This is a genomic window from Ardenticatenales bacterium (assembly GCA_020634515.1).
In the GTDB taxonomy this organism is placed as follows: domain Bacteria; phylum Chloroflexota; class Anaerolineae; order Promineifilales; family Promineifilaceae; genus JAGVTM01.
In genome coordinates, this window is sequence record JACKBL010000002.1 from 217,074 (window position 1) to 237,530 (window position 20,457).

Annotated in this window: 15 protein-coding genes; 5 read left to right on the forward strand and 10 right to left on the reverse strand. The window is 59.7% G+C overall.

The genetic code is table 11. The annotated features are described in order from the left end of the window. Positions 1 to 187 precede the first annotated feature (187 nt). Complete coding sequence (locus H6650_05500) at positions 188 to 985, forward strand: SGNH/GDSL hydrolase family protein (GenBank protein MCB8951450.1); 798 nt, start codon at positions 188 to 190, stop codon at positions 983 to 985. A gap of 135 nt (positions 986 to 1,120) precedes the next feature. On the opposite strand, the gene H6650_05505 is transcribed toward H6650_05500, so the two are convergent. After that, positions 1,121 to 1,762 (reverse strand): lysoplasmalogenase, encoded by a 642-nt coding sequence (locus H6650_05505; GenBank protein MCB8951451.1) that lies wholly within the window; start codon positions 1,760 to 1,762, stop codon positions 1,121 to 1,123. Positions 1,763 to 2,086: 324 nt separating this feature from the next. On the opposite strand from H6650_05505, the gene H6650_05510 reads away from it, so the two are divergent. Continuing rightward, positions 2,087 to 3,061 carry an ABC transporter ATP-binding protein gene (locus H6650_05510; GenBank protein ID MCB8951452.1) on the forward strand — a complete coding sequence of 325 codons (975 nt, stop codon included), beginning with the start codon at positions 2,087 to 2,089 and terminating at the stop codon, positions 3,059 to 3,061. Further along, entirely contained in the window at positions 3,048 to 4,532 is a 1,485-nt protein-coding gene (locus H6650_05515) for a stage II sporulation protein M (GenBank protein MCB8951453.1), read from the forward strand. Before H6650_05510 ends, H6650_05515 begins: the two co-directional genes overlap by 14 nt. 36 nt (positions 4,533 to 4,568) lie before the next feature. Here the strand turns inward: H6650_05515 and H6650_05520 are convergent, their stop codons facing one another. The 3 genes from H6650_05520 to H6650_05530 form a co-directional block, all read right to left on the reverse strand. After that, positions 4,569 to 6,656 carry a hypothetical protein gene (locus tag H6650_05520; GenBank protein MCB8951454.1) on the reverse strand — a complete coding sequence of 696 codons (2,088 nt, stop codon included), beginning with the start codon at positions 6,654 to 6,656 and terminating at the stop codon, positions 4,569 to 4,571. A gap of 19 nt (positions 6,657 to 6,675) precedes the next feature. Further along, positions 6,676 to 8,064, reverse strand: a complete 1,389-nt coding sequence (locus H6650_05525) for an aspartate aminotransferase family protein (GenBank protein MCB8951455.1) — start codon at positions 8,062 to 8,064, stop codon at positions 6,676 to 6,678. A 72-nt stretch (positions 8,065 to 8,136) separates the two neighbouring features. Continuing rightward, a complete protein-coding gene (locus H6650_05530) occupies positions 8,137 to 9,414 on the reverse strand; it encodes a hypothetical protein (GenBank protein ID MCB8951456.1) in 1,278 nt (425 codons plus the stop codon). A 122-nt stretch (positions 9,415 to 9,536) separates the two neighbouring features. On the opposite strand from H6650_05530, the gene H6650_05535 reads away from it, so the two are divergent. Next, positions 9,537 to 11,525 (forward strand): hypothetical protein, encoded by a 1,989-nt coding sequence (locus H6650_05535; protein MCB8951457.1) that lies wholly within the window; start codon positions 9,537 to 9,539, stop codon positions 11,523 to 11,525. 16 nt (positions 11,526 to 11,541) lie between these two features. Here the strand turns inward: H6650_05535 and H6650_05540 are convergent, their stop codons facing one another. Both H6650_05540 and H6650_05545 read right to left on the reverse strand, forming a co-directional pair. Then, the gene (locus tag H6650_05540) at positions 11,542 to 12,705 is read right to left on the reverse strand and encodes a radical SAM protein (protein ID MCB8951458.1); all 1,164 of its coding nucleotides are present in this window, start codon (positions 12,703 to 12,705) and stop codon (positions 11,542 to 11,544) included. A gap of 98 nt (positions 12,706 to 12,803) precedes the next feature. Next, positions 12,804 to 13,970 carry a radical SAM protein gene (locus H6650_05545; GenBank protein MCB8951459.1) on the reverse strand — a complete coding sequence of 389 codons (1,167 nt, stop codon included), beginning with the start codon at positions 13,968 to 13,970 and terminating at the stop codon, positions 12,804 to 12,806. Between the two features lie 458 nt (positions 13,971 to 14,428). Here H6650_05545 and H6650_05550 point away from each other — a divergent pair, with 458 nt between their 5' ends. Continuing rightward, positions 14,429 to 15,292, forward strand: coding sequence for an SDR family oxidoreductase (locus H6650_05550; protein MCB8951460.1), 864 nt, complete (start codon positions 14,429 to 14,431; stop codon positions 15,290 to 15,292). A 17-nt stretch (positions 15,293 to 15,309) separates the two neighbouring features. Here the strand turns inward: H6650_05550 and H6650_05555 are convergent, their stop codons facing one another. The 4 genes from H6650_05555 to H6650_05570 form a co-directional block, all read right to left on the reverse strand. Next, the gene (locus H6650_05555) at positions 15,310 to 16,305 is read right to left on the reverse strand and encodes a sulfotransferase (GenBank protein ID MCB8951461.1); all 996 of its coding nucleotides are present in this window, start codon (positions 16,303 to 16,305) and stop codon (positions 15,310 to 15,312) included. Further along, positions 16,305 to 17,144, reverse strand: a complete 840-nt coding sequence (locus tag H6650_05560; protein MCB8951462.1) for a class I SAM-dependent methyltransferase — start codon at positions 17,142 to 17,144, stop codon at positions 16,305 to 16,307. The genes H6650_05555 and H6650_05560 overlap by 1 nt, the downstream gene beginning before the upstream one ends. A 76-nt stretch (positions 17,145 to 17,220) precedes the next feature. Continuing rightward, a complete protein-coding gene (locus H6650_05565) occupies positions 17,221 to 19,158 on the reverse strand; it encodes a S9 family peptidase (protein MCB8951463.1) in 1,938 nt (645 codons plus the stop codon). A gap of 3 nt (positions 19,159 to 19,161) precedes the next feature. Beyond that, positions 19,162 to 20,316, reverse strand: a complete 1,155-nt coding sequence (locus H6650_05570; protein ID MCB8951464.1) for a M20 family metallopeptidase — start codon at positions 20,314 to 20,316, stop codon at positions 19,162 to 19,164. Positions 20,317 to 20,457: the final 141 nt, after the last annotated feature.

Here is a 20,457-nt window from a genome sequence, read left to right on the forward strand (position 1 = left end):
GAGCCAGGCGTATTTTTGTGCCACAATTGAGACGGCAAGCTGGGATCATCCCTTCCCGTTATTCGCAGGAGACTTCACCGGCTGCCGCCGACCACCATGAATGAAAATGGTGTGCCGTCGTAGCCCGATTTTCTAAATCGGGCGGGCGATTTGGAAAATCGCCCTACATCTTCGCAGGAGGTCTGTTATGCACAAACGTGTGGTGTTGGTGATGTTGTGGTTGTTGGCCGGATGCTTATTGCTCGCGCGGCAGCAGGTGCAGGCGCAGGAGAGCGGAACGACGCTGGAGACGGAGAGCGCCAGCTTCAGCCGTACCTGGACCATTATGGGGGATTCGTGGGGGACATTGCTGCTCACGCCCACCAAAAACGAACTACAACAGCGCGGACTGGACGATGACTATTTGGTGTTGCAAACGTCAATTCCTGGCAGCACGGCGGCCATGTGGGCGGACAACACGGGTGGCATCCTGGACGTAATCAAACAGCTTGTGGCGATTTCGCCGCCGCAGCCTGTCCTGTACATTTCACTGGGCGGCAACGACCTGCTCACAGGTTACGCCGGCCAGGGGGAGGCCATCTACGACCAGATTGACGCCGACCTGCGCACGATAGTGGCGGAAATCGTCGCCGTGCGCGGCGATGTGCGCATTGTTTTTGCCGCGTACGACATTTTGAAGATGGACAAGTCGTTGTTCTGCCTGGTTTCGGCACAGACGTTTCTGGGATCGTTCCTCCCCTGGGACGTGAACCCCCTCTTTTTTCGTATAGGCCAAATCCAGGCGAGCATTGCCGCCGACTATCCCCAGGTGGTGTACGCCAACGTTTGGGGGGCGCTGCAAGGGCATCCGGGTCAGCCCAATCCCCTCATCTGGAGTCCGGGGCAATACTTTCCTGGTGACGACCTGGATTGTGTCCACCTGAACGATTCCGGGTACGCTGTGTTTATTGACGCTGTATTTGACAGGCTTCTGGGGCCTGGTTAGGGTTTTGGGGGTGGGTTGATATGCCGGCAAGATTACGATGCAATTGAAAGGGTAACTGCTAAGCCAGATTGGACCAATTTTCTCTTGTGAAAATGGTCGTTGAGCGCGTGAAATTGGTCCAATCTCCAGAGAGCGTTAGTAGTTACTTGAAAGGGCAATGAGCCATTGGGCCAGATAGTACGTGCCCAGAACCAGGACACGCCCGCCGGGGATAGGGTGGCGGAAGCGGTTATAGGCCAGGAGCGAATCCGAGAGAACAAAAAAGAGCGCGCCAACGGCGGCCAGCATATGGCCGGATGCGCCCGTGCTTTGCCACAGGCCGCCCGCCTGCCAGGCCATCGTCAGAATCGCCAGCATGTACACGAAAGCGGGTCCGCGCATCTTCCCCATTCCCGGCCAGAGCAGTTGAAACAAGACGATGCCATAAATCAGCAGGGAAGCGAGGAAAACGGGAGCCAGGTGGAAGCCGGCCACGGAAACGAAAGCGGCAATATACGCCAGGTGGGCCAGAAGGAAGCTGATCAGGCCTGCCAGGAAGCGGTCTTGCGGCAGCATGAGGAAGATGTCGCCGCCTAACGAGAAGACCAGACCGACGACGATGGCCGTGGCATAGAATGGGCGCGGCGCGGGGGCCGTCACCAGTGCCAGACCGATAATCAAGATGGTAGACAGGGGTTTCAGCAAGTAATGAAGCTGCCTGCGATCCGCCACGTCGGACCAGATGGCTCCTGTCGCCAGGAACAGAATCAGAATGGATAAGCCAGCGACTGATGTCACGTTTGTTCCTCCTGTTGTAGTCAAAAGACAGTCTGATTGCGCATGTAATCATAGCGCAACCTTGTTCGCCAGGGTATGTTTGCGCGGGTCATTTGCCTGCCGCCGATGGGGCCAGACAGGACAATTGGCCTATGAATGGGGGTAACGGGGGGTGTATTTTTCTGTCACAATTCAAGGGGTGCTGTTGTTCAATAATGTAGGACTTGACTGTTTGTGATTGTGAAAGAGCGCATAGGCGTGTGACGTTCGTTGTCGGATGGCGGTGTGGTTGGGAGACATCGCGGTACGCGGCTTATGCGGTGATGCTGAATGAGGAGCGCAAGAATGATTGAAGCGCGAAATTTGACAAAGCAATTTGACGCTTTCATGGCCGTGCGCGATTTGTCGCTGACGGTGCGGAAAGGGGAGTTACTGGCGTTGCTGGGGCCGAATGGTGCCGGCAAAACCACGACCGTCCGTATGCTCAGCGCCATTCTGAAACCGACCAGTGGACACGTCCGCATCAATGGTTTTGATGTTGTTACGCAGGCAGACCAGGTGCGGCGCAGCATTGGGATGCTCACCGAACAGCCCGGCCTTTACAGTCGCATGAGCGGCCTGGAATACCTCATCTTCTATGGGCGCCTCTATGGCATGACAGACGCGGACATCAAGGCGCGCGGGCTGAGCCTGTTTGACCGTTTTGCCATGCCGAATACGGCGCATCGTCGGCTGGGCGAGTATTCCAAGGGGATGCGGCAGAAAGTGGGCATCATCCGCGCCATGCTGCACGATCCTGCCGTCCTCCTGCTGGACGAACCCACTTCGGCGATGGACCCACACAGCGCCCGCCTGGTGCGCGACGCGATCAACGAACTGCGCCAGGACAAACGGGCCATCATCCTTTGCACGCACAATCTGGCGGAAGCGGAGACGCTGGCGGATAGGATGGCCATTATTCGCCAGGGCGAAATTGTGGCTTATGGCGCGATTCCGCAGTTGAAGCAGCAGTTATTGGGGCAGCCCTTGCTCGAATTGCGGTTGGATCGTTCTCCGAACGGGCAGATTCCAGCCCTGTCTGATCTGATCACGATTGAAGCGGTCAGCGACAGGGGTTTGCGTTTTCGCACCGATGACCCGGAGCGGACGAACCCGCGCGTGGTGCGGCGGCTGATGGAATTAGGATTGGGTGTGGTCTCACTCAGGGAAGTGTCGCAAAGCCTGGAGGAAGTCTATCTGCGCGTGATCCAGCAGGTGGATGGGCGACAAACGACGGGTAACGGACAACAGGGAACGGGAAACGAAAATGACGATGCTTGAGCAACTGTCAACGGTAGAGAAAAGTGGCCGGCACGGTTTCAATCGTGATGACGTACGGATGGCCTTGATTGTGACGCGGCGCGAAGTGCGCGATTCGTTCCGCGATTGGCGCATTATCATCCCCATTTTGTTGCTGACATTGTTCTTTCCCGCGCTGATGAATTTTACGGCGGGGCGGATGCTCGGGTTTGTGGGGCAGTTTGGCGCGGAACTGATTGCGGAGCGACTGGTTCCGTTTTTGCTGCTGGTCGTGGGCTTCTTCCCCATGTCATTTTCGCTGGTGATCGCCTTGGAGACTTTCGTGGGGGAGAAGGAGCGCAAGAGTCTGGAGCCATTGTTGGCGACGCCGCTGACGAATGTGCAATTGTACGTGGGCAAGATGATGGCGGCGGTGATTCCGCCGCTGCTGGCCAGCTACATCGGCATTACCGTGTACCTGGTGGGCCTGGCCGTGACGGCGCGCTGGTATGCGCCGCGGACGTTGTTGGTGCAGGCGTTGTTGATTACGACGGTGCAGGGGGTGGTGATGGTGGCGGGGGCGGTGGTGGTCTCCAGTCAGACGACGAGTGTGCGGGCGTCGAATTTGTTGGCGAGTTTTATTATCGTGCCGATGGCGCTGCTGCTGCAGGCGGAGGCGGTGGCGCTGTTTTATGCGAATTATGCGGGGTTGTGGTGGGTTATTGTCGGGCTACTGGTGACGGCGATTGTGTTGGTGCGGATGGGAATTCATTTGTTCAATCGGGAGGAGTTGCTGGGGCGGGATATTGATCAGATTAAGCTGGGGTGGATGTTCCGTTTTTTCTGGCGGCGGTATGTGGGCCGGACGGAGGCGGGCAGGATTCCGGGTCCGTTGGGGTGGTATCGGGAGACGTGGGGGGTGGTGGGGGATTTGAAAATGCCGGCATTCACCATCGCCATCGTCTTTTTCTTGTCCATCGTCCTGGGCAGCGTCCTGGCGCGGCGTTACGTCTTTCCCCCGGCCATCCAGGTGCAGATGACGGGCAGCACCATTCTCGACAACCTTAGCTTCGTGCAAACCATCCAGCCCCAACTCCCCTTCCTCATCTTCATGCAGAACGTGCGCGTCGTGCTGCTCCAGGCGATTCTGGGCGTTTTTTCCTTTGGCGTTATGGGCATTCTCGTATTCATGCTCCCCTGGTCGCTGCTCAGCTTTGGCGCGGCGCAGCTAGCCGCCGCCGGGCAAAGCCCCTTCGCCTTCTTGTTGGCGACCGTCATCCCCCATGCCATTGTGGAACTCCCCGCGTTGTGGCTGGTGGCCGCCGCCGCGCTGCGGTGGCAAATTCTCCTGGTTGCGCCGCCGCCCGACCGGACCGTGAGCGAAAGCTGGCTGGCCGCCGCCGCCGATTTCTTCCGCCTGCTCGTGGGCATTGCGCTCCCCCTGCTCCTCCTGTCCGCGTTTATTGAGGCGTATATCACGCCGCTGGTTCTGCAGCGTGTTTATGGGGGTTGATTGCCGTTCTCCCGTTGCCCGGCCTTCAGAGGGCCATTAGCCGGTGGACAGGAGATGGTTGGGGGAGAGAAGGCCGTGCCGGCATAATTGAACGCGGCGCGACAGTTGGTCGAGTTGGACGTGCCAGTCGAGCAGATATTGGGGTACGGAAAAATCCACATCGGTCTGGCGCAAGGCGGCCAACGTTTCCAGGGTGGCGAGCCAATCGGCGCGGCGGCACTGCTCTTCCGCCGTGGACAGTTGGGTGAGGGTGGATGCCGGCATTTCCGCACGCCGCGCCCAATCCAAAAGTGATTCAAACGTCGTCGCCGGCGTCAGCAGCGGCACGGCCACCACGTTCGACGCCGGCGAATACGCCCCTTCCGCCGATTCCGCCTGCACATAGTAAACGTGGCGATCTTCCGCGCCGGGCGCATCCAGAAAAGTCGTCTCCGTGGTTACGCCGACGCGCTCATAAGGCTGGAACATCCACACTTTTTCCGGCAGGGGAGGCAGATACACCTCACGTGCCAGCGGACGTAGACGGCGCAACGTGGGCAGCAGGCGGCGGATGACGCGCAGGATGCGTGTGGCCTGACGAAACCACGGCCGCCCCTGGAAGAAAGTGCGCTCGTCCCGCACCAGCGCCCGCCAGACGTGATAGCGTGTTCCCGGCCCGTCGGCGGAGGGATCCCAGGAGAGCAAAACCCGATCATCTAGCTGTTCCAGCGCCAGGCGCTCCGGCGGGGGGGCCGTGAAGGCGGCCAGTTGGTGCGTAGGTGGCTGGTCCGGGTTCACGGCGGGGAGTGCCGCGGCGGGGCCGAGGATCGGGGAGCCATGCCAGACGTGAAAGGCGCGCCAGTTGTTGGCGGAGCCGACGAAGAGACCATGGGGCGTGCTGGCGAGAGAGCGCACGCCGTAATCCAGATCGTTACCGAAGCCGTTGGCCGTGATGGGGGCAAAATGCCAGCCATCGCCCGTTTCGTAAAGGTCGAAGCCGAAGTTGGTGGGATGAATACGGGGCGATTTCCGCAGGGCGACGCTCATGTTCATGGTCCCTACGTAAAGGCGGCCCTCATGCTCTTGCATGCGCCAGATGTGGCCGTTGAGCCAGGTGTTGAAGCCGGCGTCAATGCCGCTGATGGGGGTTTTCCAGCCGGTGGGTGTCTCGCGGGGCATGCCGATGACGAGGTCCCAGGTGTCGTCGGGATGGATGCGGATGATCTCGGTTTGGGGGCGGTCCATGCCGGCATATAAACACCCCTGAAACACGTGCATACTGATCGGACGCAGGCTGGGTTTTGCCGGCAGATACCCTCCCTGAGTCACGACAGGCACGAATGTGTAAGGATCGCCGCTGGCATCCGTGCGCACAATCGCGTACCCATCTTGCGCGTGGACGCCCAGGTAGAGATAGCCGTTAAAGGGGACCATCTCGAAGATTTTCATCCCCGGCGGACTCACCTGGCGGAAAGCATTATTGCCGGCGGCCGGGTTGGCCGACTCCAGCAACACGCCAGAACCGTGCATGTGACCCGTGAGAACAAAAAGCCGCCCTTTGTAATCGAAAATGGAGCGAAACGTGTACGTATCCAGGTCGCCCAGAAATGTGCCCCGGTCATGCGGGATAGGCTCAAAGTGGCGGCCATCCACGGTGCGCAGCAGGCAGGGCGCGGGCAAATCGCGGTAAAGGTAACGCGCGTTCACTCCGGACACGTACATCGCCTCCGACCCATCCGACTCGGTGAAAGCCGTCATGTAACGGTACCCCACCTCGCGGGCCACAAAGCGTCCCGGATGGCCGGGAATGGGCACGTCCTGGGGAGATTGGTAGACGCGCTCCCAGCCATCGGTGGGTGTCCAGCGCCAGATTTCCGCCTGCATGGGCAGGTCCAGGACGCTATCGGGGCAGTCCGCGGCGGGGTCGGGCGGCGGAATGATGTAGCGGCCAATGGTCTTTTTCAGGAATTCGGGCACGGCGGACGTGAAGGCGGTGCGTTGGGCGCAGTACCAGGCGCGGTGCGTGCCCACATAGAGAGCGTCCTGCCACCACAACATGGCCCAAGCCCAACTATTTTGCGGGTCGCCAAAACCGGGCGGTGCGGCTTGCTGAAAGAGCATTCTGGCGGGCGCGGATGAAGTCATGGCAAACCTCAGTTTTGGCTCAGGCGCGGCGCAGGCGCATCATGTCGGGAATCGATTTCACGGCGGCTTTGGCGAAACTGCCGATTTCGTCCAGGGTTTGCGCCAGGGCATTGACAAATGTGTCCATTTCTTCCGTGGTGACGGTATAGGGAGGCTGGACGCGCAGCGTGTTGACGTTGTTGAGGGTGTAGGCGGTCATGATGCGGTGGCGGCTGAGGAGGTCTTTGATAACAATGCCGGCAAGATACTCTCGCGATAGTTTATTCGCCATCCCCGCCGTCACCAACGTACCCAACCCACTTGTGGCCGGCGCGAACTCCACGCCAATCATCAGGCCGCGACCACGTACCTCCGCAATCAGCGGCTGCTCCGCTTGCAGCGCCTTCAGCCGTCCCATCAGGTAATCGCCCGATTCCTGCACCCGCTGCGCCATATTCCCCTCAATCAACTCCTCCAGCACCACGATGCCCACGGCGCAGGCGCGTGTATTACCGCCATAGGTGGGAATGTGCAGCGGCGAGCGGGGCGTATCCCCTTTGCTGGCAAAATACAGGTCGTCCGTGGTGAGCAAGGCGCTCAGAGGCATGACGCCGCCGCCCAACGTCTTGCCCAATAGCAGAATATCGGGGACGACGCTTTCCACATCCACGGCGAAAAAGTGCCCCGTGCGACAAAGACCGCATTGAATTTCGTCGGCAATCATGAGTGTGCCGTAGCGGCTGCACAAGTCCCGCGCCGCGCGCAAATAGCCGGGTGGCGACGGCACAAAACCGCCCTCCCCCTGCACCGGTTCGAGAATAAAACCCGCCGCTTTGTTTTTGCGCAGCGCCCGCTCCAGGGCGGGAATGTCGCCAAAAGGCACGAAGACGACATCCTGCAGCAGCGGCGTGAAGGGATCGTGGAAAGCCTTGTTGTCCATGAGGGAGAGCGCGCCCACCGTGCGGCCATGAAAACTGTCGCGGCAGGTGATCATCTTGGTGCGCCCCGTGGCGGCGCGGGCCACTTTGATGGAAGCATCGATCACTTCCGCGCCGGAATTCGCTACGTAGACGCGTTTCAGGTCGCCCGGCGCCAGCGCGGCCAGGTTATGGCAGAGCGCGCCCAGCATCAGCGCCAGCCCCTCCACCAGATTGGGCATGTGGCCGACTTTTTCCAGCACTTCCACGACGCGGGGGGGATTATGCCCCAGGCTGGCCGCGCCAAAGCCGCTCATGAAATCGATGTAGCGCACGTTGTCCGCGTCCCAAAAATAGTTGCCCTCGGCGCGCACCAACGGGCTATCCGCTTCGACGACTTCCAACAGATTCGCCAGACGGGGATTGCAATGTTCGCGGTGGTAATAGATGTTTTCTTCCCTGCCCAACTGCATGGCCTCTTCCAGGCCAATTAACTGCGCATCTTTTGCCATGACAATGCTCCTTGAAGTGAATTGGCCTTCCAGGAAGCGGGGAGCTTCCCGGAAGGTGATGAGAAACTCAGCCTACAGCACACCCTCAATCAAGTCGGCGGCGCGTTCTGGGCCGCCCGCTTGCCGCAGGTGGTTGCCGATGCGCCGCGCATTCTCCTTGTAGGAGGGCGTTGCCAGTACTTCGAAGATGAGTTCCCGCAATCGTTCGGGGTGACACTTGCTCGCGGGGAGGGAAATGCCGGCACCCGTCCAGGCCATTCGTTCCGCGTTATCCGCATGGTCCCATTCCGTGTGTGCGGCAATGATGGGCACGCCGTGAGTCAGCGCCGCCAGCATCACGCCCGACCCACCCGTACAGACGAGGAGATCAATTTGTGGCAGCAGTTCATCGTGGTTGATCCAGCGTACCACTTCCACGTTTTGCGCTAACCCGGTCAGCCCTGCTTCTGCCGGCTCCCGATTGCCGCCCGTGGTGAGGATGACGGTGGCCGGCTGATCGGCCAGCGCCTCCGCCGTGGCCTTCAGGACGACGGACTCATGGTAATGAATCGTGCCTTCGGTGGCGTGGACCCAGGGCTGGTCGTGAGGCAGGTTTTGCAGCCAGGTGGAAGGCGGGTGTGGCGGATACCATGTCAATGGCCCCACGTACCGGGTGTTTCCAGGCAGATCGGGGCGGTCGAAGTCCAGTTCCGGGCAGCTTGTCACCAGGAAAAGGGGCAGATGTTTGCCTAACTGGATGATGGGGCCTTTGACGGGCGGCAGGCCGAATTGCTGGCGAAATTCTACCGCGGGGCGGCGCACGTCGGCCATGTACCACTCCATGATCTGGCCGGCGAGGCGATTGAAGCCGTTTTGCAGCAGGTTGCGCCCTGGTGTCAGCCCCATGCCCATTTGCGGGGTGTGGGGACCGGACAGGTTGTTGCCCAGGAGGTAGGAGAGGACGACGACGGGTATCTGGCGCGTGTGGGTGGTGATGAGAAAGGGTGCCCAGATGGCGGGATCGCAAACGATGAGGTCGGCGGGCCAACGATGCAGTAGTTCGTCCAGTTCGCGGTATTGCAGGGAAACGGTGTCGGAGAAGAAGTTGCGCAGGATGGCGCGCAGCCGGCGGCGCTGTGTCCAGGTTGCGCCGGCGCCGTCTGTGGGGGACGTGACGAGTCGTTGGTAGTGGGCGTTGAGTTCGGGGGAGAAGGGGAAGGGGGTGATGCCGGCATCTGCAATACGCCCACAAATGGACTGTCCGGTGAAATAGGCAACGTCATGCCCTCGCTGCGCCAGACGAACGGCAACAGACAGATTGGGATGCACAACTCCGGGAAAAGGCAATGAGATGAAGAGAATTCGGGCCATACTATTCTTTTCGGGCAGCGCTATTTTGACGATTCAACCAAACCCACAACACGCAATTATGGATTATAATACGCTTCCTATGGCGGGCAGCAATAAGTTTGGCAGAAGGAGCACACGGAATTATGAAAATCGGCAACAAACGACAATTGACTTTTGAACCCATCATTCTCGATGGATTTGGCGACAGGCATAATACGTGGGCATGGTCGCTATTATGGTGGCGGGGCAAGCTATACGCCACTACCAATCGCGCTTTCTACTGTGTGGAACAAGCGGGCCTGAATCATCATTTCCCCTTACTAGTCCGCTATCCCCCACGTGACCCCGATGTTGATTGTGCGCCTGATTTTAGCGACATGCCTTTGCAGGCGGAAATCTGGCGCTGGACCCCAGAGACAGACACCTGGGAACGTGTTTTTCAATCGCCGTTAACTGTACCGAATCCGTATCAACAAGGCAAGTTTCTGCCGCGGGCAATTGGTTTCCGCGGTATGACGTTGTTTACGGAACCGGATGGGACGGAGGCGCTGTACGTTTCTGGGGTGAATACGCGCTTTATGTATCGCCCCGTGCCGCCGCCGCGGATATTGCGTTCGACGGATGGGGAGACTTTTACGCCTGTGCCGCAAGATGCCGGCACGTTCCTTGGCGACATAGACGTTTGCAGCTTCCGCACCCCCACCGTCTACAATGGTCGCCTCTACATCCAGGCCGGCTCCGTGCGCGGCGAAGGCGTTTTGCTGCAATCCGACCACAACCCCGCCGCCGGCAACAACCACTTCCGCCAGATCACCCCCCCCGACGTGCGCCTGTTCGACATGGCCGTCTACAACGGCTACCTCTACCTCGGCCTGCGTTACACGAATCGCGGCTACGCGGTCTACAAAACGGATGGCAACGGCGCGCCCACCTGTAACCTCATCCCCGTCGTCACCAATGGCGCGCACCATCCCGAACCGAGCATGAGCGTGATCAGCATGTGCGTCTTCCGCGACCGCCTCTATGTGGGCACGGACCGCCCGGCGGAAATCATCCGCATCAACCCCGACGATAGTTGGGACCTGATCGTTGGCGCGGCGCGGCAAACGCCCGATGGCTGGAAAACACCCCTGAGCACGCTGGACGCAGGCTTCAGCAACTGGCTCAACGCCCACGTCTGGCGCATGTTCGTGTACGAAGACCGCCTCTACCTGGGAACCTGGAACATGAGTACCCTGTTTCGCCATTCCGCCGAGACGGCTCGCGTCATTCGTCACCATTACGGCTGCGACCTGTACACCACGGACGATGGCTGGCACTTCACGCCCGTGACCACGACGGGATTCGACCAGCCATTTAACGAAGGGCTGCGCTCCTTCGCTGCCACGCCGCACGGCCTCTACGTGGGCACGGTCAATGGCTGGCACGGCCTGCAAATCTGGCGCGGTCGCCCGCCGATGATGGATGAGGCGGGGCCACAGCCACCGGGAGAAGTCGCCGCCGACCGCCTGGGCCGGCGCACCGTGGTGAGCTGGCAGATCGCGCCTGGGGCGGCATCGTACCGCATCTATCGCGCCCTGGTAAGCAACGAGCGGCAGCGGATTCGCACGAACCGGCTGCTGCGGCGGGTGCTGCAAATGGCGCGTGGCCTGGTGAGGATGATGCCTAACCTCTATCTGCCACGCGCGCCGAAGGAGTTGTGGATTCCCGGACCATACGAGCAAGTGGGAGTAAGCGAGGCGTGGTATTTTGTAGACGACACGGCGGCGGCAGGTAAGCGTTATCTGTACAAAGTGGAGGCGATGGATGAAGCGGGGCGTGTTTCCGGCCCCTCAAATCTGGCGACGTGCTATGACCATCAACCGGCCATTGGCGACGAAGTCTATATCGACCGTCTGCAAAAAGAACTGGCGCACGCCCCCGCAAACATCCGCGCCGCATTGGCGCGGGTTTCCCCGGTTATGGCCACCGGCGACCCAGCCGCCGCGTTGTCACTCATTACCCAGCTAATGGACGCATTAGATGAGGAAGGCGCCAACGCTTTGGAGGACAACGTGCGCCTGGAAGCCCAGGTCTTGCTGCGCAAACTTCAACGCCGCCTGGCGCTGCGCCAACTGACAACTGCCAACTAGCCCCCCCGACTCTTATCTACGGCCCCATCATGCCTTCGCAGCGGGCGCAGATAGGCATGAGGCCCTCTTGTAGAAGCTGACGGAAGGAGCGGGCGCGCTTGTTGTTCCAGATGTCCAACAGGCTTTGCTCGCGGATGTTGCCCAGCACGACGTCGGGATAGTCACGGCAGGTGACGACGTCACCGTTGGGCATGATTTCGCCGAGGAGCCAGGGAGCCAGGCATTTGTCATAGCCGAATGTTTGCGAGTGGTCGCGGTAATATGCCGGCACATCCTCCAGGCGCAAATTAGGGTAGAAAGTGTAAGGGAAGCTCCATTGCCGCGCATTCACTTCCTCCACGCTGCGCACCACCGCCTGGGGGTCAATCTCATTCACATTCCACAACCAGCCCGCCCACGACCACGGCGTGATGTCCAGTTTTTCCTCCAGCAGAGCGGTCTGTCGTTGACCGCTCTCGCGCGTCTGGAACCAGGAGTAGAACGTCATCATCATGTCCGCATCCAGCGTTTCCGTCACCTCATACAACTCCGCCAGGTTGCGCTGATTGTTCGCCGTGATCACGGAGACGACGAAGATATACGGCTTCGTTTTGCCCTGCCGCTTCTTTTCCTCCTGAATCGCCTTCATCGCTCCCGCCGTACTCTCAAACGCCCCTTTGTAGCCACGAATATCATCATGCGTGTCCGGCGGACCGTCAATGGAGATGAGGAGAAAGTCCACGCCGATTTCTACAATCTGGCGAATGTGCTTGTCCAGTTTTGTGCCATTCGTGGAAATGGAGATCGTCAGCCCTTTTTGCTTCATGTACGTGAGGAGGGGCATGATGTCCGGGTAGAGAAATGGCTCGCCGCCCCAGACAAAAAGCCAGGGCTTAAACGGGGCAACGTCATCCAACAACGTCTGGTACGTCGCCAGGGGCACAATTTCCTTCAACTCCGCGGACGGGCGAGAAAAATTGTAGCCCGTTTCGCCCCACTGCCCACACATCTTGCAGCGCAGATTGCAGGCGTTCACCAGTTTGAAGCCCAGTTGGGCGGGCGGGCGGCTATAGCCGTCGTCGCGGCGATAATCGAGCCACTCCGCCGCGCGTTTGCGCAGCACCTGCCTCATTCCCCTGGCGAGTACGTCCGGCGAACTCATCAGCTTTGTCACGTAATGGATGGGAAGTTTGTTACCCATGGGCGATCTCCAGTGGTTGGTGGTTGTCCGTTTTGAAAAAGCCTGAAGCCAATCCAGAAAACCACGCCTCTTCTGAATTGGCCTGATTCGTCGGCGTTTTAGATGTCCATCAGCCCTTCGCAGCGGGAGCAGATAGGCAGCAGCCCTTCTCCTTGCAGCAGGTGACGGAACGTTTGGGCCTGCTGGCTGTTCCAGATGTTCAATAGGCTTTCCTGCTGGATATTCCCCAGAACCACGTCAGGATAATCACGGCAGGTGACGACGTCGCCATTGGGCATGACGCCACAGAGGGTCCAGGGGGCGACGCATTTGCTGTGGCCGAAGGTGTGGCCGTGGTTGCGATAATAGGGCGCGATTTCTTCCGGCTTTAGTTCGGGGAAAAAGGCGTATGGAAAGCGCCAGCGGCGGGATTTCAGCCGCCGCACGGTGTCGGCGACGGCCTGGGGGTCGATCTCGTCCACGTTCCACAAGTAGCCGCGCCAGGACCAGGGGGTGATGTCCATTTTCTCTTCGAGTATTTGCGTGTAATGGAGGCCGCTTTCTTCGGTCTGGAACCAGGCATAGTACGTCATCATCATGTCAATGCCGATCTCTTCGGCGATCTCGTACAGTTCCTCCATGTTGCTCTGGTTGTTGGCGGTGAAGACGGAGGTCATGACGATGTAGGGTTTGGCTTTGCGTTGACGTTTCTTTTCCGCCTGAATTTCCTGGAGGGCGGAAACGGTGAGGTCAAATGCGCCTTTATAGCCGCGTATGTTGTCGTGGGTGTCTTTGGGGCCGTCAATGGAGAAGAGGAGGATATCGGTGCCGTAGGCGACCAGGTCTTTGGCGTGCGAGCCAATTTTGGTGCCGTTGGTGGTGATGGAGACGAGTAGCTCTTTCTCTTTCATGTAGGCGATGAGGGGCATAATGTCGCGGTAGAGGAAGGGTTCGCCGCCCCAGACGTACATCCAGGGTTTGTAATGGGCGATGTCGTCGATCAGTTTTTGGTAGGCGGAAAGGGGCACGAGTTGGCGCAGTTCGGCGGCGGGGCGGATGAAGTTGTAGCCGGACTCGCCCCACTGGGAACACATTTTGCAGCGGAGGTTGCAGGCGTTGACGAGTTTGAGGCCGACTTGTGCCGGCAAACGGCTCAACCCATCCCCACGCCGATAATCGAGCGGCCCTAGCACGCGGCGGCGCAGGGCGTGACGCGCCCCATGCACGAGGATATCGGGTGACTCAATCACCTTCATGACGTATTGGATAGGAATTGGATTACCCATTGTTTGCCTCCGTGGCTGCCAGGATGCGTCTTGTAGTTAAGATAACGACTTCAATACTTCAATAATGGATGGCTGAATGACTGGACTGCAAAAGGCGTTCGATGCCGGTCGCTATGGAGTCGATGGTCAAACGGACCTTCCCGGAAGCTCAATGGCAGATCCCAATCGTCTCATTATTCCAGTCATTTAGCATCAATACAGATTCCGGGAAGATGGCGGTGATTAATTTCCAGTGGTATCGTTTATGCCGGCACAAAACGCCCATAATACAACCCCAAACGAGCTTGATCCCGTTGTCCAAAAATGATAATGTCATTGGGGTTTGGCGCACGGTAGTAAGTATCCGTGGTGCAGCGGTGACATTATAGCACCTTTGCCCATGCAACTCCATACGTGCGCGGAGGTTTTTTTCGCAATGGTCTTAATTCGCATGGTACGAACCGGAGGCGGCGTGAAGTATGGGCAAGAATAGTGTCAGGCGCGAGAGATGTGTATTGGTGACGGGGGCTTCTTCAGGGATTGGGGCGGCGACGGCGTTGTATCTGGATGAACGGGGATGGCGGGTTTTTGCCGGCATTCGCCACCCCCAAGACGCCGCGGCATTGCGCGCTCGCGCCTCGGCACGATTGACGCCCCTGCCGCTGGACATCACGGACGCGGGGCAGATTGCCGCCGCCGTGGAGACGGTGCGGGCGGCGGTGGGGGCGGATGGATTGGATGGGGTGGTGAACAATGCCGGCATTTTCCTCGGCGGCCCCGTCGAATTCATGCCCCTGGACAACCTGCGCCAACTTCTCGAAGTCAACGTCCTGGGCACAGCCGCCGTTACCCAAGCTTTTATGCCCCTCCTGCGCCAATCCCGCGGACGTATTGTGAACATCGGCTCCATCAACGGGCGTTTTGCCATGCCCATGGTGGCTCCCTATGCCATCTCCAAGTTCGCGCTGCGCGCCCTCAATGACGCCCTCCGCCGCGAGGTTGCCGGGTGGGGTGTGCGCGTGATCATCATCGATCCGGGTCAGGTGAACACCGCAATCTGGCGGAAGAATAGTGAGCGGGTGGCTGAGAATCGTGCCGGCATTTCCCCCCAATACGAAGCCTACTACGGTGTTGTTCTGGATCAGGTCAAAAGTGCGGACGAAGCCGGGCAGGGAATGCCCCCGGCCACCGTCGCCGCCATCATCCACAAAGCGTTGACCGCTCCTCGTCCACGCGCCCACTACCTCGTCGGCATGGACGCCCGCCTCGGCGTCTGGCTCATGCGCCTTCTGCCCACCCCCCTCTTCGACGCCATCCTGCGCCGCCTCGTTGGCCTCGCCTGACCCATTTTCCTGGAAGCTCATGGCTTCCGGGAAGATAGACCAAATTCCTCCACGTAACGCGCAGTCGCCCGCTCAATTTTGGTCCGATTACGCGCCACGTGGGGCAGCAGCGGACGGGTGCGCGGCGCAATAAACTGCGCATAATCCGGCTCCCGTGCCGGCTGCAAATCCAGGAACGTCGTCACGCGGCGCATCGTCTCCAGCGGCTGCGCGCACAAATCCTGGTACGTAATGTCCATTGCCCGCGCGCCCAACGCCTGACGATGCACCCGCATATACTCGCACGTGCGCGTGACGTGACGCACAATTTTCCAGTACAGATACGGCGAATTCTCCCCGTAAATCCACTGTCCCAACTTCACCTTCCACGGCTGCTCAAAAAGCTCCCCGTACCAGTCCACCAACAACAGTTCGTACTCGTTTCGCTCTTGCAATAGCGAGGCAAACATACGAATCTGCGAATCAATGATCTCCAGCGGAGAACGATGGATAAACACAAACCGCGCCGTCGGGAATGCTTCCGCCAGGTACAGAAAGTGGCGCGCATTCCACGGGTTCTTTAGCAGCAGCAGACGCTCCTGACCGTCCACATACTGGATTTTGCGCGCCAGTTCCATGAAGCCGGGCAAGTTTCGCGCGTTCAGCAGCGGCTGCCGCCCCTTGTTCCCCAACGCCTCCCCATACTCCTCCGGCGCATCCGGCCCCACCCCAATGCCATCGTAGGTGCGCGTGACCAGGTTGCGACTTTCAAAATAATCCGCCAGTTCCTTTCGCCGCGCCGCCCCTTCCTGGGGATGCAAATGCAAATGAAGCAGGCAGCGGCGATAGAGCATGTTGTACATGGTGGTGGTGTTGAAACACGCCGTTGCCAGCATACAAAGCGACAGGACGGTGGTCCCGGATCGGTGCAATCCCATCACGAACACCGGATCAATCGTCACCCTATCCAACAAATGCAGATAGGGCGTATCCAGGGGGCGCAACTCTCGCGGCAGCGGCGTTGGTTGTCGCATCACTTCTGGGCCACAACACGGATATTTACGCTACGGCGGAATGGCGCCAACGCCATTTCCAGCGGGTACAACGCCACCACCCCCAGCGGATTCCACAGATAATGTCCATCCCACTGCTTCTTGCGCCAATGCAGCCACACCGCCTGAATGCTCCACGTGATCTCCGGCGGGGACGTTTCCCCGTTCAGGCGGAAAGTTTCAAAACCCGCCTGCCGCAGCAGCCGCGTCAACGTCTCCGGCTGGAAATGGTACAGATGATAGGGGGCTTCCAGCGCAAACCAGAAACGGCCAAACAGCGGCGACCACAAACTGCCGTAGTTGGGCACTTCCAGCAGCAACGTTCCGCCCGGTTTTAGCACCCGATAAATCTCCCGCATCACCCGCAGCGGGTCAGACAGATGCTCCAAAACGTGCCAGATCGTCACCACATCGAACGTCTCGTCCGGCCAGTGGCTCATTTGCGTTTCCGCCGGTCCCGCCAGCACGGGGATGCCCAATTGCTCCCGCGCATACTGCGCCGATCCCTCGTCGTACTCGATGCCGTGCCCCTGCCACCCCAGCGAACCGACGTAAGCCAAATACTGCCCCTGGGCGCAGCCAATGTCCAGCAGTTTGCCCACGGGTCCCGGGGGGCGGCGCGTTTGCCGCAGCATTTTTAGCCCCAACTGGCCGATCCGCGTTCTCCGCACCCGCGCCAACACGTCGTCAATGGCTTCCTGGTAGGCGGGAGAGCGGCGGCGCAGTTCTTCCTCGTCCGGGCGCGGATTGAGATAGACGAGGCCGCAGCCGCCGCACTTGACCAGCGAGAACCAGGCCTCCTCCCCCCCATGCTCACGCACGGGCTTTGTCCATTCCGTATCAGTCGCTTCACACAAATTGCACGGCACGTCGTACACGCCAGAATACCCTTTTCATTTAATCTATATTGGCGATCTCTATCGGTTCGATCTCGTCCGCCAGGGGAAAATCAAATATACGGGAATAAAAATACAATTCCGCTTCCATTGACCGCTTGATATTTTCCGCGCGGCGAAAGCCGTGCTGTTCACCGGCAAAGGGGAGATAGGCAACGGGGACGCCCTTTGCTTTGAGTGCGGCGACCATTTTTTCGGCCTGGTTTGCCGGCACAACCTTGTCCTCCAACCCCTGAAAGAAAATAACGGGGCAGGAAAACTGCTCTGTCGCGTGAATCGGGGAGCGGGACAGGTATAATTCGCGCTCTTCCGGGTAAGGACCAATCAGGCGATCCAGATAGCGAGACTCAAATTTGTGCGTTTCTTGCGCCAGCCTCTCCAGATCGCTGACACCAAAATAACTGGCTCCGGCGTGAAAGACCCGGCGAAATGCCAGAACGGCCAGGGTTGTGTAGCCGCCGGCGCTGCCGCCGCGGATCGCCAGCCGCCGTCCATCCACCCATCCCTGCCGCGCTGCGTAGAGCGCCCCATTGGCGCAGTCATCTACGTCCACGATGCCCCATTGCCCATTCAGGCGCTGGCGATAGGCGCGCCCGTACCCCGTGCTGCCGCCGTAGTTCACGTCCAAGACGGCGAATCCGCGGCTGGTCCAGAATTGAATTTGCGGGTCGAGCGTGCGACGGGCCGCGAAAGTGGGACCGCCGTGGCTGATCACCAGCAGCGGTGGTTTCTCTCTGGCTGGCGCGACAAAATCGGTGTTGTGTGGTGGATAGAAAAAGGCGTGGGCCTTCTGGTCATTTTCCGTGGGGAATTCGATGGCGCGTGGCACGGAAAGATAGTTTGCGTCAATGGTTACACGGCTGGAGTGGCGAATTATCTGATATTCGCGCCGTGGGCGATCAAGCTGCACGATGGCGGCTTCGCTGCGCGGCGAGCCGGCAAGGAAGATGATCTGTTTTTGCTGATTAACCAATGGCGTGGCCAGCCAGGTAAAGGGAAAATCAAACGATTCGCGTTCACCGGTCGTCGTGTGCAGGCGCGCCAGTTGCCAGTCGCCCTGTTGCGAATAGATGCACACGATGTAGTCAGGCGAGTCAAATGTGTAGGTGGCTGCGCCCAGGGACCATTGCGGCAGGCCAAATTCCGCTTCCATGGGACAAAGCGGTTCTATGTGCCCATCAAGCCAGCGATAAAGATTCCACCAGCCGGTACGGTCGGAGACAAAGTAGAGGATGCCATCGGGAGACCAGGCAGGCTGGAAGATGGATTCGGTAGGGCCGCCCGCAATGCGTTTTACGTTGGTCAGCTTGCCGTCTGGGCGGAATTCGCCGACCCACAGTTCCGTGCCATCCCAGGGCATATTGGGGTGGTTCCAGGTTAGCCAGCATAACTGGCTGCCGTCGGGGCTGACGCGGGGGGCGGCGTAGAAGTCGTTGCCGGCAACAAGCACCTGCCCCCCATCTCCTCCACTGACGCCCACGGCTACAATTGCGTTCACCGCCTCCCGCCCCTCCTGGCCGTGGTCCTCGCGTACGCTAATGAGGCGTTGTCGCCGCCTATCCGGCACAAAGTCCGCATAACGGTAAGAGGCTGGTGGCGTAATGGGAACGGGCAAGGTGGCCGGGTCTTGACGGTAGAGCCGCTGGTCGGCAAAATGGCAGAAATAGACCGTGCCATCGACCACCAAATAGGCGCGCCCACCATACTCATGGACGCGGCTGCGCACATTATACGGCGCGGGGGTAACGTCGGCGATGTGGCCTTCACGCCCACGGCGCACCAGCACATACCGTCCTTCTTCCGTGGGGCGCATTTCAATCCAATACAGGTCGGGGCCATCAATCTGAAGTTGCCCGATGTTGATGGTTTCGGACACAATCATGTCCGTGGTAATGGGGGATCTCCAGGCTCCATAGGGAGCCGTTTGCGGTGCGATCATAAATCAGAACTCTTGTAGGAGCTGCACGTAGCCACGCAGACTTTCGGCCATCCTGTCGATGGCAATGCTCTCCTGAACTGTATGCGCCAGGTATTCTTCTCCGGGAGCAAAGCCGACGACGGGAATCTGGCGGGGTGTGAAGAGGCGTCCATCGGTGGCAAACTGGTAGCTGCTCAGAGCGACAGGCCGCCCCATGCCCCGGCTGAGGGCGGCGCTGACTCGTTCGACCAGTTCGCTATCGGGGGGGGTGTAGTAGCCGAAGATCGGCTCGTCGGTCGCGGGGATGTCTACGCCTTCCCACCCGGGGCCGATGGTGTAGTCGAGGCCGGCGGCTGTTTCGGCAATGAAGGCCATGAGGCTATTGGCGCTTTCCACGGCGGTGCGGAAGTCGAGAAAGACGCGCGTCCAGGCGGGGGTGACGTTCTTGCTCTGGGTATCTACCTGCACCAGGGTGGGGCTGACGGTGGTGGGGCCAAGTAGGTCGTGGCTGCCGAGGCGAGATTGGTTGGCGGAGAGGCGTTGGAGGAAGGTGGCGAGAGCGTAGTTGGGGTTGACGCCTTTGTGGGGCACGCTGGCGTGGACGGAACGACCGTGGAAGGTGACCCAGAGGCCGAGAATACCCCGGTGGCCGAGGCTGAGGGTGTTGCCGGAGGGTTCGCCGATGACGACGAGGTCCACGGCGTAGTTGAGGTGGTCTACCCAGTATTGGGAGCCAGCGCCGCCGATCTCTTCCTGGACGACGCCTGTAAATACGATGTCGCGGCGGGGTCGAATGCCGGCACGTTTCAAAGCCGCCATACTATACACTTGCACCGCCAGCGGACCCTTGATGTCGCAAGCGCCGCGCCCCAGAATGCGCCCGTCCACAATCTCCCCGGAATACGGTGGGACCGGCCAGAGCGCGGGGTCGCCAGGGTCGACGTGGTCGGTATGCGTGTTTAGCACCAGCGCGCCGAGGGCGCGGTCCTGACCGTGGATGCGCCCGCAAACGTTGCCGATTTCGTCCAGCCACACGTCATCGAAGCCAAGCCGCGCCATTTCGGCGTGGATAAGCCGGGCGATGGCGGCTTCCTGGTGCGACATGCTGGGTGTTTGAATGAGACGCTGCGTGAAGGAAACGCAATCTTGCAGGAGTTGTTGCCAGTCGAGGGTTGTCATAACAACCATTGTAGTGGAAAACGCGCATCCTTACAATGGTGATCAGGGAATGAAGGGGAAAATGCCGGCATTCCACAGCCGACTACTCTCCTATGTAACCATGCGGGGAAATTGCGTGAGCGCGATGCAGATTCGTGGTAA

What these genes read in the sequence shown, in the direction of transcription:
- H6650_05570 (MCB8951464.1), bottom strand. Translation starts at nt 20,316, where the DNA reads ATGACAACCCTCGACTGGCAACAACTCCTGCAAGATTGCGTTTCCTTC.
- H6650_05515 (MCB8951453.1), top strand. Translation starts at nt 3,048, where the DNA reads ATGACGATGCTTGAGCAACTGTCAACGGTAGAGAAAAGTGGCCGGCAC.
- H6650_05530 (MCB8951456.1), bottom strand. Translation starts at nt 9,414, where the DNA reads ATGGCCCGAATTCTCTTCATCTCATTGCCTTTTCCCGGAGTTGTGCAT.
- H6650_05565 (MCB8951463.1), bottom strand. Translation starts at nt 19,158, where the DNA reads ATGATCGCACCGCAAACGGCTCCCTATGGAGCCTGGAGATCCCCCATT.
- H6650_05500 (MCB8951450.1), top strand. Translation starts at nt 188, where the DNA reads ATGCACAAACGTGTGGTGTTGGTGATGTTGTGGTTGTTGGCCGGATGC.
- H6650_05525 (MCB8951455.1), bottom strand. Translation starts at nt 8,064, where the DNA reads ATGGCAAAAGATGCGCAGTTAATTGGCCTGGAAGAGGCCATGCAGTTG.
- H6650_05535 (MCB8951457.1), top strand. Translation starts at nt 9,537, where the DNA reads ATGAAAATCGGCAACAAACGACAATTGACTTTTGAACCCATCATTCTC.
- H6650_05540 (MCB8951458.1), bottom strand. Translation starts at nt 12,705, where the DNA reads ATGGGTAACAAACTTCCCATCCATTACGTGACAAAGCTGATGAGTTCG.
- H6650_05545 (MCB8951459.1), bottom strand. Translation starts at nt 13,970, where the DNA reads ATGGGTAATCCAATTCCTATCCAATACGTCATGAAGGTGATTGAGTCA.
- H6650_05510 (MCB8951452.1), top strand. Translation starts at nt 2,087, where the DNA reads ATGATTGAAGCGCGAAATTTGACAAAGCAATTTGACGCTTTCATGGCC.
- H6650_05550 (MCB8951460.1), top strand. Translation starts at nt 14,429, where the DNA reads ATGGGCAAGAATAGTGTCAGGCGCGAGAGATGTGTATTGGTGACGGGG.
- H6650_05555 (MCB8951461.1), bottom strand. Translation starts at nt 16,305, where the DNA reads ATGCGACAACCAACGCCGCTGCCGCGAGAGTTGCGCCCCCTGGATACG.
- H6650_05520 (MCB8951454.1), bottom strand. Translation starts at nt 6,656, where the DNA reads ATGACTTCATCCGCGCCCGCCAGAATGCTCTTTCAGCAAGCCGCACCG.